This window comes from Corynebacterium wankanglinii, from assembly GCF_013601005.1.
GTDB classification, from domain to species: Bacteria; Actinomycetota; Actinomycetes; order Mycobacteriales; family Mycobacteriaceae; genus Corynebacterium; species Corynebacterium wankanglinii.
Genome location: NZ_JABFED010000006.1, coordinates 19,564 through 35,301, shown reverse-complemented (window position 1 = coordinate 35,301; position 15,738 = coordinate 19,564). Strand labels below are relative to the sequence as shown.

Here is a 15,738-nt window from a genome sequence, read left to right as displayed (position 1 = left end):
CGGGCGCGTTACTCGGCCTTAGATGTAGGCCGGCATATCCGCTTCAAGAGCGGTGCCGCCGGACGGGATCTGCTTGATCTCGCCACGCGGGCTGTCAGCCGGGACCGGCTGACCGGCCGGCTTCGGCGCCTGGCCCGCCGGGGCGGACGGCGCCGGGGCCGGAGCAGGCTTGGACGGGACCGGCTGCGGAGCAGGCTTCGGAGCCGGCTTCGAGGAGCCACCGCCACCGCCGAGCAGAGCCGGGATCAGACCCAAGCCCGGGATGAGCAGCAGCCACTTGAGCTTGTCCTTGTCCACGGAGCTGCCCTCGTCCGAAGTGCCGCCGTCGGACGGCACCGGAGTGGTGGTCGCCGGAGTGGTGGTCTCAGACGGCACCGGAGCCGGGGTGGTCTCCTCAGTGGAGGTACCCGGGGTCTCCTGCGACGTGGTCGGCGGGACGCCCTCGGAGGTCTTCACCGTCTGGTACGAGTCGTTGATGTCCTTGTGCTCAGCGATCTCGTTGTCGTCGGAGTAATCGTCCGGAGTGTTGCCACCCTTCGGGTTGTCCTTGCCGTTGCGGTCAACCTCGGTGGAGGTCAGCGTCTCGAAGGCAACTGCCGCAATTACAGCGCCCTCAGCGTTGGTCACCGGGATATCCACGTTGATCTCGCCGAAGGTGTTCTCCGGGGTGAAGGTCACGGACTGCGTACCCAGGACACGGCCCTCGGAGTACGGCGCCTTGTCCCCGACACGCTCGATCAGCTGTGCGGTTGCGGTGTAGGTCTTGCCCGGGACCAGGCCCCAGTACTTGACCGCGTCGCGGACAACCGCACCGTTGACTACCTCAGCGCCGTTGGCGAAATCTGCGTTGGTGGACACGCCCGGGTTCTGAGGAAGTTCGCTGCCTTCGCTGGTATTCGGGGAGATCACGGTCTGCGCGGCATCGTTGATGTCGCGGTGCTGTGCAATCTCGGCCGGAACACGGTTGCCTTCCGGCAGCTCGTTGCCCTGAACGTCGACCTCGGTCGAGGTGAGGCGCTCGAAGGCGACAGCGGCGTAGACAGGCTCCTTGACCCAGGAGGAAACGGTGATGTCGACATCGACCGCACCGAAGCCGTTCTCAGAAGCGGTGAACCGCTTCTCGCCCTGGCCGATCACGGCGCCGTTGTACTTGGCAACCAAATCCGCGGTCAGCGTGTAGGTCTTGCCCGGAACCAGGCCGGAGTAGCGGACGGTGTCAACGATCGTTGCGCCAGCGACGACCTCCTTCGAACCAGTTGCGAAGTTGGCGTTGGTGCCGATGGCCGGGGCGCCCTCGAAGACCGGCGGGGTACCCGGGGTCTTCGGGCTGCGCACCGTCTGGTTCTGGTCGTCGATGTTCTTGTGCTCAGCGATCTGGTTGTCGTCGGAGGTGTCACCCGGGGTCTCGCCACCCTGCGGGTTGTCCTGACCGTCGCGGTTCACCTCGGTGGAGGTCAGCGTCTCGAAAGCAACCGCGGCGCGAACCGGGGTGTCAATGCCCTCGTTGACTGCAATCTCCACGACAACGGAACCGTTGCCGGTCTCCGACGCGGTGAACGTCTTCGTGCCAGTACCGATAACGGACTCGCCGTAGGCGTTCTTGTCCGCCAGGTTGTTGAAGGCATCCTTGCTCACCAGCTCAGCGGTCAGCGTGTAGGTCTTGCCCGGGACGAGGCCCTGGTACTTGACCGTGTCGTTGACCACTACGCCGGACTTCACTTCCTTCGCACCGCCCGTGAAGTCCGCGGTAGTGCCGATCTGCGGGTTCGGGAACCACACCACCGGCGGCACGACCGGGGTGGTCGTGGACGACGGCACAGTCGGAGTGGTTTCCTTGGACGGCTTCTCCGTGGTCGACGGCTGCGCCGGGACAGTCTCGGTCGGCTGCGTCGGCTCGGTCGTCGGGGCCACAGGGGTCGTGGTCACGCAGTGCTCAGGCAGCGTGGTCGCCGGAACCGTGGACGGAGCAACCGTCGTACCCGGCGCCGTGGTCCCCGGCACCGTGGTGCCCGGAACGGTCGAACCCGGCGTCTCCGGGGTACCCGGGACCGTGGTCTCGGGAACCGTGGTGCCCGGGACAGTGGTCTCCGCAACGGTGGTACCCGGAACCGTGCTCACCGTGGTCACCGGCACGCACTTGTCCGGTGTGGTGGACGGCGCAACCGGGCTGGTCGGCGTGGTGGTCGGGGTCTTGACGACCTCGAATGTCTGCGCCTTATCCTTCGGATCCTTGTGCTCAACAACCTTGCGGTTGTCCTTCGACGGATCCTTCGGCTCACCATTCGGATCAGTCGTCGGCTGGTCGTTGCCGTCGAGCGGGATCGCCCGCTCGTACACGACGTACGTCGCACCCGGGATCAGCTCGGTCAGCGTGCCGAAGTCGACGCTCGCCGTACCATTGCCGTTCTCCGCAGCCACAACGTTGGTGGACTTCACCTCGGTCACCGGGGTGACCTTCACAACCTCGCCCGCCTCGTTGAACTCGACGTGCTGCAGCTGGCCCTCGAAGCGGTACTTGGTACCCGCGACAAGGCCGGAGTAGGTGATCTCGTCGGTCACCTTCAGGCCGTTGTTCACGTCCTGCTCGGTCACGGTCACCGGCTTGCCATCGACGATGGCCTGGCCGTTCACCGTCACCTTGGTGTCGATCTTGCCCTCAGGGTTCGACGGCACCAGCGGCACCACCGGGGTGCTGCTCGGAGCAGTCTCGCTTGTCGACGGCTCCGCCACCGGCGTCGTCGCCTCAGTCGTCCCCTCAGTGGTGGTTACCTCGGTGGTGGTCGTTTCGGTGGTCGATTCCTCGGACGTCGTCGGCGTCGGAGTGGTCACCGGACCCTCGACGGTCTGGTTGCCGTCGTTGATGTCCTTGTGCTCAGCGATCTTGTTGTCGTCGCTGCGGTCCTCCGGGGTGTTGCCACCCTGCGGGTTGTCCTTGCCACCACGGTTGACCTCAGTGGAGGTGAGCTCCTCGAACGCCACTGCGGCAGCGACGGGCGTGGTCACATCGTCGTTCACCGTGATGGTGACGTCGACGAAACCGTCGGTGGTCTTCGGAGTGAAGGTCTTGGTGCCCTCACCCAGGACGCGACCAGCCCGGTAGGAACCCGCCTCGCCGAGACGCTCCATCAGCTTCGCGGTGAGGGTGTATTCCTTGCCCGGAACCAGGCCCTTGTACTCAACAGTGTCTATGACCTTGTTGCCAGCGACAACCTCAGACGAGCCATTAGCAAACTTAGCGTTCGTCGCGATGCTCGGCTCGAACACCGTACGGACCGTCTGGGCCTCGTCGGCGATGTCCTCGTGCTTCGCGATGTCGTGCGACTTCTTGCCGTCGGTGTCCTCGCCCTGCGCGTTCACCTCGGTGGAGGTCAGGCGCTCGAACGCGACCGCAGCCTGGACCGGCTCCGTCACGTTCTCGTTCACGGCGATCTCAACCTTGACGGAGCCGTTCACCAGCTCGCCCTCGGTCCCTTCTGCCTTGAAGGTCACGGCACCGGTACCCAGGACGCGCTTCGCATCCTGCTTATCGACGAGCTTCGCGTCCAACGTGTAGTTCTTACCCGCAACCAGCCCGTAGTACGAGACCGTATCTACGACCGTGGCGCCAGCGATGACCTGCGACGCGCCGTCCTTGAACTCCGCACGGGTGCGGATCTCCGGGTTCGGCTTGAAGCCCTGCTTCACCGTGGTGGTCACGGTCTCAGTCGGGACAGTTGCCGTCGTCGTCGGGGTCTCCGTCACCGTGACGGTTGGAGCGGTGCTGGTGACCGTGGTACCCGGCTGCGTCTCAGTCACATCAGGCTGAGTCTCAGTCGTGGTCTTACCCGGCTGCGTCTCAGTCACATCAGGCTGAGTCTCAGTCGTGGTCTTACCCGGCTGCGTCTCAGTCACATCAGGCTGAGTCTCAGTCGTGGTCTTACCCGGCTGCGTCTCAGTCACATCAGGCTGAGTCTCAGTCGTGGTCTTACCCGGCTGCGTCTCAGTCACATCAGGCTGAGTCTCAGTCGTGGTCTTACCCGGCTGCGTCTCAGTCACATCAGGCTGAGTCTCAGTCGTGGTCTTACCCGGCTGCGTCTCAGTCACAGTTGTGGTATCTCCTGGGACAGTGGTGGTCACAGTCGGCGCGGTGACCGTAACAGTCGGAGTAACAGTTACTGACGTGACGGGTGGTTGAGGGGGAACGTCCGACGACGTAGGTGAACTAACGGGCGATGAAGAAGGCACCACCGTGGTTGGGGGCGGGTTGAGACCACCCCCGTTAGGCACGATAACGCGTTGGTAGTTGTCATTGAGGTACAACACTGAGTAGTTGACTGGGACTGATTTCGCCTTTTCTGCTCGGATGTAAGCAGCTAGGTCTTTACCGACGCGAGTATAAAAATCCCTTGAATCCGCATTGTCTGACCCCAGCACGCCCGAGGTCTGGCTTCTGATGTCAGGATACCCTGACAGCTCGAGTAGAGCGAGGTAGATGAAAGCCAGACCGTCGTTACCTGAAAAGTCATACTTATCGCCTTCATAATCCCGAGCAGGCAATTTTCCAGCCTTAAGGGCCTCGTCCGCAAGTGCGTTCGCCTGCTTCCTCAAGTCAGAGGGATTATCCGAGGTAAAGGTATTAACGATCCAACTGAGGGCTTGCTGGTTCTCCAGACTTACATCTGCCAGGAAAGTTGAATCAAGAGACCAATTGGCCTGCCTTTCAGCCTCTGTCCCCTCTGGGTTGTTCTTGTGGGGCTCCAGACAGAAGCCACCGAAGCCAACCTGGGTTTGCGCGTTCGCCCCCTTCTTCAAAGTGAAGCCAACTCCACCCGAGTTCGACATGATTGGAAAAAGGGAAGAGAGAGTGTTGGTCGGATATGCAGGGAACCCGATAGGCTCTCTAGCGCCACCGAAGGTTACTGATTGCGCTTCCGCCTTCGGCGCCGGCACCGCGATCATCGCGATTGCCAGCGCGATCGACGCGAGCAGGGAGACAAACACCCCCCACCACGATCTCGATTTACTTGCTGTCACCTGTCCGCCTTTCTCTCGGTGAGCGGCCCAACGCCGGCTCGGTTGATCACGTCAAGCACCACCCCCGCGACACGACTCGCAGGCAGGGATTTGCCAGTGCAAATATAAGACAACAACAGGGTGGGGGCAACCGCGAAATAGCAGGTCGCGGGCACACGTTGCCAAAACAGAGCAAACCTGTGCTTCTCTTACCTAGAGAAAGACAATTACCCCCTCTGCCCTGCATCAAACAGACAAGTCTTCGCTTATATGTTAAACCGCCCAAAAACTCTCAGGTACATATAAATAGGCCCGCTACCCCCAAGTGGTGCGCCCGGAGAGACTTGAACTCTCACGCCATAAGGCACTGGAACCTAAATCCAGCGCGTCTGCCAATTCCGCCACGGGCGCCTAGCTGTTGGATGGTACACGGCAGGATGCAAACTTCAGAAACTGAGAACACGCACGGTTATCCAACTTTCGTTTGGTTTGGTGGGCCCAGCGGGTACAGTGAGGCGTGTGACTGACACACCGAATGCTGGGGGTATTGGGCAGGAAGGGATGACGGAGCCGTCGAAACGCGAGCGCGTGCGCGTGCGCTGGTGGCACATCGTGTTGCTCATCGCGGCGGCGGTGACGTGCCTGCTGCTCGCGCGGTGGCAGTGGCACCGCTACCAGTCTGGCTCGGGGACGTTCCAAAATCTGGGTTACGCACTGCAGTGGCCCTGCTTCGCCGCCTTCTTCGTCTACGCTTACCGCGCAGGCTTGCGCATGGAAAACGAGAAAATCGACGCGGAGAACGCGGGCCTGACGATGGATGACCTGTACGAGGCGGACCTGGCCAAATACGGCAAACCCAAGGAGCACACAGAGATCGACGCGGACTTTCTGCCCTCCCGCCCCGAGATGGGCGTGGACGAGTTCAACGAGCTCGTCGCACCGCGCCGGAACACGAACACTGAAGGTACTGAAAGGTAAAAGTGAGTTAGCATGACGCAGCCCACCCCGCAGGCCCAGCCCAATCAAGCGCCGAAGATCCACCCCGAACGCCAGCGCCGCGTGAAGCAGGCGCTGCAGCTTTTCACCTTTGCCGCATGGCTCACCGGCGTGCTGTTTCTGCTGCTATGCCTTCGCATGATCATGCAGTACGGCTTCGACATGGATGTCAGCTACCTGTCCTGGGTTGCGCGCGTGCACGGGTTCGCTTTCATGGGGTTCCTGCTGGCGTCGTTGAACTTGGGGTCGAAGGCCCGCTGGTCCACCGCAACGTGGATCACCACCGCGATTTCCGGTGTGGTGCCGTTTATGTCCTTCGTTGTCGAGGCCAAACGCCGCAAGGAAGTGAAGGAAACGTTCCAGCTGTCCTAATGAACACGAAAAGGCCCGGCAGGTGCATCCTGCCGGGCCTTTGCTTTTGCTGCGCCTACTTCTCGCCCGTCTTGGTCAGCACCATCACGCCGACCTTCTCAGCCTGCCCGTTGTCCGGGCTCAAGGTGAGGGTGTCGCCGCTGCGCTCGGCGTTGTACTTCAGATCCTGGTGGGTCAGCGGATCCTCGAGCTTGAATTCTTTGTCGTCGCGCAGGCAGTTCGCCTCGTTGGTTTCACCGTCGGTCTCGGTCATCTGCCAGTCGCAGTCCTTGCCGTCGATAGTGATGGTGGCGTGGCCGCCACCCTTGCCCTCCTGGGTGGCGGTGATGTCGCCGGACCATGTGCCGTCAAAATCGCCCTTCTGGCCGCAGCCGGTCAAAAGCGCGCCGGAGGCGAGGACAGTTCCTACAAGTGCAATCGTTTTCTTCATTCTTCCACTGTAACGAATTGCGTCACTGCAGCGCAGCCAGGTGCGGAGCCAGCGCACGTAGCGCCTTGCCGCGGTGGGAGCGGGCGTTCTTCTCCTCGGCGGAAAGCTCCGCGGACGAGCGGCCGTCGGCGTCGGCGGGCTGGAACAGCGGATCATAGCCGAAGCCGTTCTCGCCGCGCGGCTCCCGCAGCAGCTCGCCCTCCCAGCGGCCCTCCGCGGTGTACTCCTCCCCTCCCGGGGTGGCCAGCACGCAGCAGGAGACGAACGCGGCGCGACGGTCGTTGATATCCGCCATCTGGGCGAGCAGAAGATCATTGTTGGCCTGGTCGTCGCCGTGGGTGCCGGACCAGCGCGCAGACAAGATGCCCGGCATGCCGTTGAGCGCTTTCACCGTCAGGCCCGAGTCGTCCGCCACGCACGGCAAGCCGGTGGCCTTTGCCCCGGCGCGGGCCTTGAGCAGTGCGTTTTCTGCGAAGGTTAGGCCGTCTTCGACGGGGTCGGGGTACGGCGGAGCGTCGTGAAGCGAGACCAGCTCCACGCCCTCAATGTTGAGCTCGCGCAGCACCTGCTCGAGCTCGCGGACCTTGCCCTGGTTCCGGGATGCGACGAGGATCTTTACCATCCCAGCGCCGCCTTCTGCGCCGCGATGAGCTCCTCGCAGCCCTTGGCGGCCACGTCCAGCATCTCGCCGAGCTGCTCGCGGCCGAATAGGCCGTGCTCGCCGGTGCCTTGGATCTCCACGAAGTTGCCGCCCTCCTGCATCACCACGTTGAGGTCCACCTCCGCGCGGGAGTCTTCCTCGTATGGCAGATCCAGGCACACGTGGCCGTCGATGATGCCGGCGGACACGGCGGCGATGGGCTTAAGCAGCGGCTCGCCGGGGACCACGCCGCGGTCTTTGAGCACCGCGACAGCATCCGCGAGCGCGACGTACGCGCCCGTGATCGAAGCGGTGCGGGTGCCGCCGTCGGCTTGGAGCACATCACAGTCGAGCTGGATGGTGTTTTCACCGAGCTGGCTCAAGTCCACCGCGGCGCGCAGCGAGCGGCCCACCAGGCGGGAGATCTCGTGGGTGCGGCCCTTGACCTTCCCCTTCATGGATTCGCGCGGCATGCGCTCGTGCGTAGCGGACGGCAGCATGGCGTACTCGGCGGTGAGCCAGCCCTCGCCAGAGTCCTTCTTAAAGCGGGGCACGCCTTCTTCCACGGAGGCGGTGCACATGACGCGGGTGTTGCCGAACTCCACGAGCACGCTGCCCGCCGGGTTGGAGGTGAAGCCGCGAGTGATGCGCACGGGGCGCAGTTCATCGAAGGCGCGGCCGTCAAGGCGCGAAAAATCAGTCATGCGCCCAAGGGTAACGCAACCGCTACACGTCGAAGGTGGCGCCGGCGACCCCGAGCACGATCTCGCCGTCGAACTCTGCCCGGGCCGCAGTGAGCACCTCTTGGGGGTCGATCCACGGTTGGATGTGCACCAAAACGAGCGTTCTCACGCCAGCTTCCCGCGCGATGCGGCCTGCTTCCCGGCCGGACAGGTGCATGCCTGCCGCCTTGCCCTCGGAAGTAGCGCCCCAGGCGGCTTCGCAGAGGAAAAGGTCGGCGTTGCGTGCGGCGTCGATAAGCGTGGGCGTCCACCCGGAGTCGCCGGAAAACGTCATCACCTTGCCGGCAGAGTCCTCCACGCGCAGCGCGTGCGACTCCTGCGCCGGGTGAACCACCTCGAACGGCGTGATCGTCAGTCCGCTCACGTGCTCCGGCTGCCCGGCGCGCCAAGCGGTGAACTCGAAGGTGTCGGAAATGTCGTCGACCTCGCCCGGCGCGTCCGCGCTCATGCGGCCGAAGTGCTCCGGCGCGTAGGAAGGCCCGATCAGGCGGTGGCGCTGCGCCGCCGGGGCTGTGGGGTGGTAGCGCCGCCACACCAGCAGCGACGGAAAATCGGAGCAGTGGTCCGCGTGGAGGTGGCTGAAGATAACGTGCGCAGCGGCGGGGTCGAACCGCTCCTGCATCGCCGCCAGCGCTCCCGGACCGAAATCCATCACAACGTCGGTTTCACCCGGCACGGAGATGACGTAGGAGGAAGCTGGGTTACCGGGCGCGGCGAGGCTCCCAGAACACCCGAGGATGGTCAACTGCATGGATTCACTCTGCCACGGATGGGCGGGAAATTCCTACTAAAAACGCCAACTACCCTACCCGCGGCCCACCGCGTGCACCGGCGGTGCCAGGAAGCGGCGGGCCAGCGCGTCGAAAGTATCGGGGTCGCCGGTGGATTCGAAGATGTGGGTGGGGGCGGAATCGCCGTCGTGAAGCATCTCGCGCTCGGTGAGCACCCGCAGCACATCCTTGGAGGTCTCCTCCGCAGACGACACGAGTGTGACCTCATCGCCCACCGCGATCTGGATGACGCCGGAGAGCAGCGGGTAGTGCGTGCAGCCGAGGACGAGCGTGTCCACGCCAGCGTCGCGCAGCGGCGAAACGTACCCACGGGCCACCTCGAGGACCTCCTTGCCGGAGGTCTTGCCCTGCTCCACAAAGGGCACAAACTCCGGGCACGCGGCGGCCGTGATCTCAAGGCCCGGATGGATGGAGAAGAGATCCTGGTACGCGCCCGAGTTGATGGTGCCTTGGGTGCCGATGACGCCGATCTTGCGGTTTCGCGTTGTGGCGATGGCGCGGCGCACCGCTGGCTGGATCACCTCGATGACCGGGATATCGTACCGCTCGCGGGCGTCGTGCAGGAACGCCGCGGTGGCGGTGTTGCACGCGATAACGAGCATTTTGCAGCCGCGTTCCACCAGCTCGTCGGCGATGCGCTGCGAGTGCGCCCGTACGTCCGCGATGGGTTGGGGGCCGTACGGCCCGTGGGCGGTGTCGCCGATGTAGATCAGGGATTCGCCCGGCAGCTGGTCCATCACTGCGCGGGCGACGGTCAGACCGCCGACCCCAGAGTCGAAGAGCCCGATGGGAGCGTTGTTGCCGGAGTGAGTATCCACGCCGGACATACTATCCCTGCCTGCGCGCCTGCTTCTCAAGCGCTTTGGCCTGCTTCTTCGCCACCAACTCCGGTGGGTCGTCTGACGTGATCATCATGCCTGCGATGAACCCGCCCACAGCCCCGAACAGGTGCGCCTGCCAGCTCACGCCCTCCGTGCCCGGGAGCACGCCGTAAATTAGGCCGGAGTAGAAAAAGCCGAGGGTGACGCCGGTGAGGATTTGGTTGAGCGAACGGTTGAAAAAGCCGCGCACAATCAGGTACGTCAACCACCCGTACACCAGCCCCGAAGCGCCGATGTGGTTCGTGCCCACCCCGCCCAGCAGCCAGGTGCCCAGGCCGCCGATGACGACCACCAGCGTGGTCACCTCCCAGAACACGCGCTTGCCGGAGTACCCCACCAGGTACGCAAACAGCGCGCCAGGCAGCGAGTTGGACACGATGTGCTCAAGGTTGGCGTGGAGCAGAGGCGAGGTGACAATGAACGGCAGACCAGAAGGATCGAGGGGGTGGATGCCGAACGCCTGCAGCCACGGGAAGAAGAATTCGAGGATGAACACCGCCCAGATGACGGCGAGGAAGCCGCCTGCGAAGCGCAGCCCCGTCTTGCGCTGGGCTTTTCTTTTCGACGTCCTCCGGCGCCCCTGCCCCTGGTCCTGCCCGTACGGTTGCGGCGTGGCGTACGGGTTATAGGGCTGCGGTCCGCCGAACGCCGGCGGTTGTTGATCCGGGTGGGAGAACGGGCGCTGGAAGGGTTTGCCGTACCCCGGTTGCCCGGTTTGGCCGTAGCCCCAGCCCTGCGGGGTGCTGTTCTGGTTGCTCATCGCCGTTGGAGTCTAGCCGGTCTGCCTCTACCGGGCGCAGCGGTAACGCCACCGAGCGCGGAGGGGGCCGAAGGAACGTCGATACGCCTTAGCCCATCAGGGCATCAAGTAGGGAATCCTGGCAGAACGCAAGCCAGTCGACGAGGCGCTGGCGGTCCTCGCGAGCGGCCTCGCTGCCGGAGTCGTCCGCGGAGGCGTAGAGGCGCATGTCGTTGAGCGCGGCGATGAATTGGTGCGCCTCGCCTTCCTCAATGGTTACCTCCACGCCGCCCGTGGGGCCGAGCGCAGCGTTGACCACCTGCAGATTCACCAGCTTGGCGCGAATGATGTCGTTCTCGTGCAAGCTGCGCAGCAGCCCGTTGTCGCCGTCGAACTCCTCGTCGCCCTCGCGCTCGAAATCGGGCAGCAACCTTGCCAGACGCGGATCCTGCGGCGCCTCGGTGTGGCCGGTGGCGACGCCGAGCATCTCCGCGAACTCGTCCTTCGGGGCGGACTGGGCGCGCGCGATGAGCGCCTCCGACACCGTGGCGGTCAGGTCGCCGATCACCTCCCGCTCCATCGGGTCGAAGACCGTGGTGTACTTCGGCGTCGAGCGCATCAGGCCCTTTTTCTTGCGCCAGGGCTGCATAAAACTCCCCCTACCCTGCCTGCTGCATCGTGGCCCACAGGCCTGCGGTGTGCAGCTTCTTCACGTCGGTTTCCACCTTGTCTTTCTCGCCCGAGGAGACCACGGCCTTGCCCTCGGTGTGGACCTGCATCATCAGCTCGGTGGCCCGCTTGCGGTCGTACCCCAGCACGGTCTGGAACACGTAGGTGACGTAGCTCATCAGATTCACCGGGTCGTCCCACACGATGCACAGCCACGGCAGGTTCTCGCTCGTGGCCACCTCGACGTCGACGGACTCATCCAACTCCGGGGTTGCCAGCGGCGAACCCATGCGCTGGGCGCGCTCGCCCGCAGGAAAATCGGCTGAGGAAAACATGTGCACCACCTTACCTTCTCGGGCCGGAAGGGTACGCTGTCTCACCATGAACGAGACTCTCACCCACTCCACCGGCACCCGTGGCTCGACCGCATTTTTCACGGATATGTACGAGCTGACCATGCTCGACGCTGCGATCAAAGACGGCACCGCACAACGCAATTGTATCTTCGAGGTCTTCGGCCGCCGCATGCCCAACGAGCGCCGCTACGGCGTGGTCGCGGGCACGGAGCGGGTGTTGGATGCGATTACGAAATTCCGTTTCACCCAGGACCAGCTGGATTCAGCGGAATTCCTATCGCCCGAGGCGCGTGAGTACCTGGAAAACTACAGGTTCTCCGGCCAGGTCGACGGCTACCGCGAGGGCGAGCTGTACTTCCCGTATTCGCCCCTTATGACGGTGCGCGGCACGTTCGCGGAGTGCGTGATCTTGGAGACGGTCATTCTGTCCATCCTCAACTCGGACTCCGCCGTCGCATCGGCGGCGTCACGCATCGTCTCCGCCGCGGATGGGCGCCCGATCATCGAGATGGGGTCGCGCCGCACCAACGAGCAGTCCGCCGTCTCCTCGGCGCGCGCGACCTACATCGCCGGTTTCAACGCCACCTCGAACATGGAGGCCTCGCTGCGCTACGGCATCCCCGCCTCAGGCACATCCGCGCACTCGTGGACGTTGCTGCACGTGGACGAGGACGGCAACCCCGACGAAAAGGCCGCCTTCCGCGGCCAGATCGAATCCTTGGGCGTGGACACCACCTTACTGGTGGATACGTACGACATCACCAAGGGCGTGGAGAACGCGCTCGAGGTCGCCGGCACCGAGCTGGGCGGCGTGCGCATCGATTCGGGCGATCTGGGCATCGTGTCGCGCCGCGTGCGCAAGCAGCTGGACGAGGCCGGCGCGTTCAACACCCGCATCATCGTCTCCTCAGACCTGGACGAGTTCGCCATCGCGGGCCTGCGCGGAGACCCGGTGGACGGCTTCGGCGTGGGCACCTCCGTAGTCACCGGCTCCGGCGCCCCCACCGCGGGCCTGGTGTACAAGCTGGTGGAGGTGGACGGCCACCCGGTGGCGAAGCGCTCCTCCGGCAAGGTCACATACGGCGGGGGCAAGTCTGCTCTCCGCGCCTACCGCTCCTCCGGCGTTGCAGTCGGCGAAGTGGTGCACCCCCTCGGCCTGGACGTGCCGCGCAAACCGAACCTGGACTACCGCGAGATGACGGTGCCGCTGATTCGGGACGGCGAGATCGTGGACGGCCAACCCAGCATCGAGGAGATCCGGGAGCTGCACGCCGCCGCCCGCCGCACCCTTCCGTGGGAGGGTCTCGCGCTCTCGCGTGGCGAAGTGGCCATCCCCACCAAGTTCGTCGGCTTTCCGGAGCCCACCGAGTAGGCCGTGGCTACAGACGAACCTCTGAGCCAGTCCACCGCCGACCTGCTGGAGGCTGCCGTCGACGCGCTCGGCGGCGCCCGCCGCCCCGGCCAGGTGAAGATGGCCGAGGCCGTGACCGCAGCGCTCGACTCGGAGCGCCACCTCGCCGTGCAGGCGGGCACCGGCACCGGCAAGTCGCTTGCGTACCTTGTCCCGGCCATCCGCCACGCGCAGGCGAACGGCACCACCGTGGTGGTGTCCACGGCGACGATCGCGCTGCAGCGTCAGCTCGTCGATAGGGATTTGCCCCGGCTCGCCGACGCGCTCGAGCCGCTCTTGCCTCAGCGCCCCACCTTTGCCATTCAAAAGGGCCGCAACAATTACGTGTGCCTGCACAAGCTCATGCTTGACGACGCACCTTCGGAATCCCTCATCGAGGAAGAAGACCTATCCTGGCTGGGCAAACACGTCAAGCGCGTGGCCGAGTGGGCGCAGGACACCGAGACCGGCGACCGGGACGATCTGGTGCCTGGCGTGCCCGATATGGCGTGGCGCCAGGTGTCCGTGACCTCCAACGAGTGCCTCGGCGCCGCACGCTGCCCGCACGGGGAGGAGTGCTTCGCGGAGATCGCCCGGGAGCGCACGAAAGACGTGGACGTGGTGGTGACGAACCACGCGCTGCTGGCCATCGACGCGCTGGCGGACGTGGCTGTGCTGCCCGAACACGACGCGGTGATCATCGACGAGGCGCACGAGCTCGACGGCCGGATCACCTCCGTGGCGACCTCGGAGATTTCCGCCCGCGCGCTGGCTATGGCCGCCCGCCGCGCCGACAAGTTGGGGCCGGCCCGCGAAACCTTGGAGGACGTCATCGACGACTTCACGGCCGCAATCGACCTGGAAGCACCGGGCCGCTGGGAGACGATTTCGGAGCCTGCACGCGGGGCGTTCGCCGCGCTTCGCGACGCGCTGTGGAAGACCCGCACGGGCATCGCCGACGCCCCACCAGGCGAGTCCGAAAACGACCCTGAGAGGTTCGCCGAACGAGCAAACCTGAAAAACCACCTGGAGGACCTGCACGACGCGGTGGTGCGCATCCTCGAGGTGTTCGACGAGCCAGACCCCGCCAAACACCACGACGTGGTGTGGCTGACCCGCTCGGAGCGCTATGGGGACTCCGTCTCCGTCGCACCGCTGTCCGTGGCGGGCCTGCTGCACGAGAAGCTCTTCGGCGAACACACCGTCGTGCTCACCTCCGCCACCCTTACCGTAGGCGGCAACTTCAACGCTATGGCGGCGTCGTGGGGCCTGCCCAAGGGCAGCTGGGACGGGCTGGATGCCGGCACGCCCTTTGACCCTGCGAAAGCTGGGATCCTGTACACCGCCAAGCACCTGCCTACCCCGGGGCGCGACGGCTTGCCGGCGGAAACGCTCAACGAGATCGAGGAGCTGATCACCGCCGCCGGCGGCCGGACACTCGGCTTGTTCTCTTCGCGCCGCGCCGCCGAGCAGGCCGCCGAGGCGATGCGTGCCCGCCTCCCCTTCGACATTCTGCTGCAAGGCGAGGACTCCACCGGCGCGCTCGTGGACGCGTTTGCGAAGAACGAAAACTCCTGCCTCTTTGGCACCCTCACCCTCTGGCAGGGAGTGGATGTCCCGGGCAGTGCGTGCTCGTTGGTCATCATCGACCGCATACCGTTCCCCCGCCCAGACGACCCACTGTTGCAGGCCCGTTCGAACGCCGCAGACGCTGCGGGCCGCTCCGGGTTTATGGAGGTCTCCGCCACGCACGCGGCGCTGCTTATGGCCCAGGGCGCCGGCCGTCTCCTGCGTTCGGTCACCGACCGCGGCGTTGTCGCCGTATTGGATAACCGGCTGGTAACCAAACGCTACGGCTCATTTATCCGCCGCAGTTTGCCGCCGTTCTGGGACACCACGGACCCCCAGGTGGTGCGCGGGGCGTTGCGCAGGCTGGTGGCTAAGCGATAGCGACGGCGGTGGTGGAGCCTGGTGCAACCTCAGTGAACCCTGCATCGCGGACTGCTACCGCCCCTGGCCTCGCCGCAAGCGCGGCAAATTCGGCGTTGGGCAACTCCCGGACGTTCAGCGGGTACCCCGACTCCGCCCAGTGGTACCCCCAATCGGTATCCCGGGCCGCCGCGAGCAGCATTGACGCGTGCCCCACTTGCGCTGCGGCCTTGCCGGCGGACATGCCAAGGGAGGCATCTAGCGCGATTAACGGCTCGCCGTCGACAATGGGCAGCTCCTCCCCCGGCTCAAGCTCCGTGCCTTTTATCTGGAGCTTGGCTATCTCGTGCGGCACCTCAGATACCGCCGATGGAACAAATGCGCGTACGGCGCCAACCGTCACGCCGGGTAGCGCCTGGACGTCGTCCCACGCCTTATTACGGGCGCGACGAGCCACTTTCCTAATACGGTGCGAGTACCACTGATCCAGCGCCTCGCGCCAGAACCCGTCCTCCCCGGCCCGCGGATCAAGGCAGACTGCTACAGCGGCCCGGGCCGCGTCGCTGAGGACTTGGTTGCGCAGCGGCGGGTCCTGCTTTGGCAGGTTGATCGCCAGCTGCATCGCTTGAACAGTCTGGGGGTCCTGCGGATCCTCCGTGCGCGCTTTGTAGTCCCCCGACACGCGTAGGCGGAGCAGCTCGTGCGCAGATGCGAAATTTTGGTCAACCACCGCGCCCACGCTACTCCTCCGGCAAACCCCGAGGAAGAAGAAAACCCCCGCCGGAGCGGGGGTGTCCTTCAGGAGGCCAG

The 15,738-nt window shown here is 64.8% G+C and carries 14 protein-coding genes and 1 tRNA gene; 4 read left to right on the top strand and 11 right to left on the bottom strand.

Translation table 11 applies throughout. The features are described 5' to 3' along the window. Positions 1 to 18 precede the first annotated feature (18 nt). Together HMA55_RS08455 and HMA55_RS08450 are read right to left on the bottom strand one after the other, a co-directional pair. A complete protein-coding gene (locus tag HMA55_RS08455) occupies positions 19 to 4,083 on the bottom strand; it encodes a VaFE repeat-containing surface-anchored protein (protein ID WP_181192614.1) in 4,065 nt (1,354 codons plus the stop codon). Positions 4,084 to 5,318: 1,235 nt separating this feature from the next. Further along, a tRNA-Leu gene (locus HMA55_RS08450) sits at positions 5,319 to 5,403 on the bottom strand. Positions 5,404 to 5,511: 108 nt separating this feature from the next. Here HMA55_RS08450 and HMA55_RS08445 point away from each other — a divergent pair. Together HMA55_RS08445 and HMA55_RS08440 are read left to right on the top strand one after the other, a co-directional pair. Further along, on the top strand, positions 5,512 to 5,970 hold the full coding sequence (locus tag HMA55_RS08445) for a hypothetical protein (protein ID WP_374680608.1): 459 nt from the start codon (positions 5,512 to 5,514) through the stop codon (positions 5,968 to 5,970). A 12-nt stretch (positions 5,971 to 5,982) separates the two neighbouring features. After that, positions 5,983 to 6,360 carry a DUF3817 domain-containing protein gene (locus HMA55_RS08440; RefSeq protein WP_181192613.1) on the top strand — a complete coding sequence of 126 codons (378 nt, stop codon included), beginning with the start codon at positions 5,983 to 5,985 and terminating at the stop codon, positions 6,358 to 6,360. Between the two features lie 55 nt (positions 6,361 to 6,415). On the opposite strand, the gene lptM is transcribed toward HMA55_RS08440, so the two are convergent. From lptM to clpS, 8 genes are all read right to left on the bottom strand, one after another. Continuing rightward, a complete protein-coding gene (gene lptM, locus HMA55_RS08435) occupies positions 6,416 to 6,790 on the bottom strand; it encodes an LPS translocon maturation chaperone LptM (protein WP_181192612.1) in 375 nt (124 codons plus the stop codon). 22 nt (positions 6,791 to 6,812) lie between these two features. Further along, positions 6,813 to 7,412, bottom strand: a complete 600-nt coding sequence (gene rdgB / locus HMA55_RS08430; protein ID WP_181192611.1) for an RdgB/HAM1 family non-canonical purine NTP pyrophosphatase — start codon at positions 7,410 to 7,412, stop codon at positions 6,813 to 6,815. Continuing rightward, positions 7,406 to 8,134, bottom strand: a complete 729-nt coding sequence (gene rph, locus HMA55_RS08425) for a ribonuclease PH (RefSeq protein ID WP_181192610.1) — start codon at positions 8,132 to 8,134, stop codon at positions 7,406 to 7,408. Before rph ends, rdgB begins: the two co-directional genes overlap by 7 nt. 22 nt (positions 8,135 to 8,156) lie before the next feature. Next, positions 8,157 to 8,924: an MBL fold metallo-hydrolase gene (locus HMA55_RS08420; protein ID WP_181192609.1), complete on the bottom strand. Its 768-nt coding sequence runs from the start codon at positions 8,922 to 8,924 to the stop codon at positions 8,157 to 8,159. Positions 8,925 to 8,978: 54 nt separating this feature from the next. After that, positions 8,979 to 9,782 (bottom strand): glutamate racemase, encoded by an 804-nt coding sequence (gene murI, locus HMA55_RS08415; protein WP_257802545.1) that lies wholly within the window; start codon positions 9,780 to 9,782, stop codon positions 8,979 to 8,981. 10 nt (positions 9,783 to 9,792) lie between these two features. Further along, positions 9,793 to 10,605 (bottom strand): rhomboid family intramembrane serine protease, encoded by an 813-nt coding sequence (locus HMA55_RS08410; protein WP_181192607.1) that lies wholly within the window; start codon positions 10,603 to 10,605, stop codon positions 9,793 to 9,795. An 88-nt stretch (positions 10,606 to 10,693) separates the two neighbouring features. Continuing rightward, positions 10,694 to 11,233 carry a DUF2017 domain-containing protein gene (locus HMA55_RS08405; RefSeq protein ID WP_181192606.1) on the bottom strand — a complete coding sequence of 180 codons (540 nt, stop codon included), beginning with the start codon at positions 11,231 to 11,233 and terminating at the stop codon, positions 10,694 to 10,696. Between the two features lie 10 nt (positions 11,234 to 11,243). After that, positions 11,244 to 11,543: an ATP-dependent Clp protease adapter ClpS gene (gene clpS, locus HMA55_RS08400; RefSeq protein ID WP_181192740.1), complete on the bottom strand. Its 300-nt coding sequence runs from the start codon at positions 11,541 to 11,543 to the stop codon at positions 11,244 to 11,246. A gap of 91 nt (positions 11,544 to 11,634) precedes the next feature. Here clpS and HMA55_RS08395 point away from each other — a divergent pair, with 91 nt between their 5' ends. Together HMA55_RS08395 and HMA55_RS08390 are read left to right on the top strand one after the other, a co-directional pair. Beyond that, complete coding sequence (locus HMA55_RS08395; RefSeq protein WP_181192605.1) at positions 11,635 to 12,981, top strand: nicotinate phosphoribosyltransferase; 1,347 nt, start codon at positions 11,635 to 11,637, stop codon at positions 12,979 to 12,981. A 3-nt stretch (positions 12,982 to 12,984) separates the two neighbouring features. After that, positions 12,985 to 14,949: an ATP-dependent DNA helicase gene (locus HMA55_RS08390; protein WP_181192604.1), complete on the top strand. Its 1,965-nt coding sequence runs from the start codon at positions 12,985 to 12,987 to the stop codon at positions 14,947 to 14,949. Here the strand turns inward: HMA55_RS08390 and HMA55_RS08385 are convergent. Then, on the bottom strand, positions 14,939 to 15,658 hold the full coding sequence (locus HMA55_RS08385) for a peptidyl-tRNA hydrolase (protein ID WP_257802546.1): 720 nt from the start codon (positions 15,656 to 15,658) through the stop codon (positions 14,939 to 14,941). The two genes, HMA55_RS08390 and HMA55_RS08385, sit on opposite strands and share 11 nt — an antisense overlap. Between the last annotated feature and the right edge of the window lie 80 nt (positions 15,659 to 15,738).

Excerpts from the sequence above, each read along its gene's own strand:
- HMA55_RS08440 (WP_181192613.1), top strand. The coding sequence starts at position 5,983 with ATGACGCAGCCCACCCCGCAGGCCCAGCCCAATCAAGCGCCGAAGATC.
- lptM (WP_181192612.1), bottom strand. The coding sequence starts at position 6,790 with ATGAAGAAAACGATTGCACTTGTAGGAACTGTCCTCGCCTCCGGCGCG.
- rdgB (WP_181192611.1), bottom strand. The coding sequence starts at position 7,412 with ATGGTAAAGATCCTCGTCGCATCCCGGAACCAGGGCAAGGTCCGCGAG.
- rph (WP_181192610.1), bottom strand. The coding sequence starts at position 8,134 with ATGACTGATTTTTCGCGCCTTGACGGCCGCGCCTTCGATGAACTGCGC.
- HMA55_RS08420 (WP_181192609.1), bottom strand. The coding sequence starts at position 8,924 with ATGCAGTTGACCATCCTCGGGTGTTCTGGGAGCCTCGCCGCGCCCGGT.
- HMA55_RS08410 (WP_181192607.1), bottom strand. The coding sequence starts at position 10,605 with ATGAGCAACCAGAACAGCACCCCGCAGGGCTGGGGCTACGGCCAAACC.
- HMA55_RS08405 (WP_181192606.1), bottom strand. The coding sequence starts at position 11,233 with ATGCAGCCCTGGCGCAAGAAAAAGGGCCTGATGCGCTCGACGCCGAAG.
- clpS (WP_181192740.1), bottom strand. The coding sequence starts at position 11,543 with ATGGGTTCGCCGCTGGCAACCCCGGAGTTGGATGAGTCCGTCGACGTC.
- HMA55_RS08395 (WP_181192605.1), top strand. The coding sequence starts at position 11,635 with ATGAACGAGACTCTCACCCACTCCACCGGCACCCGTGGCTCGACCGCA.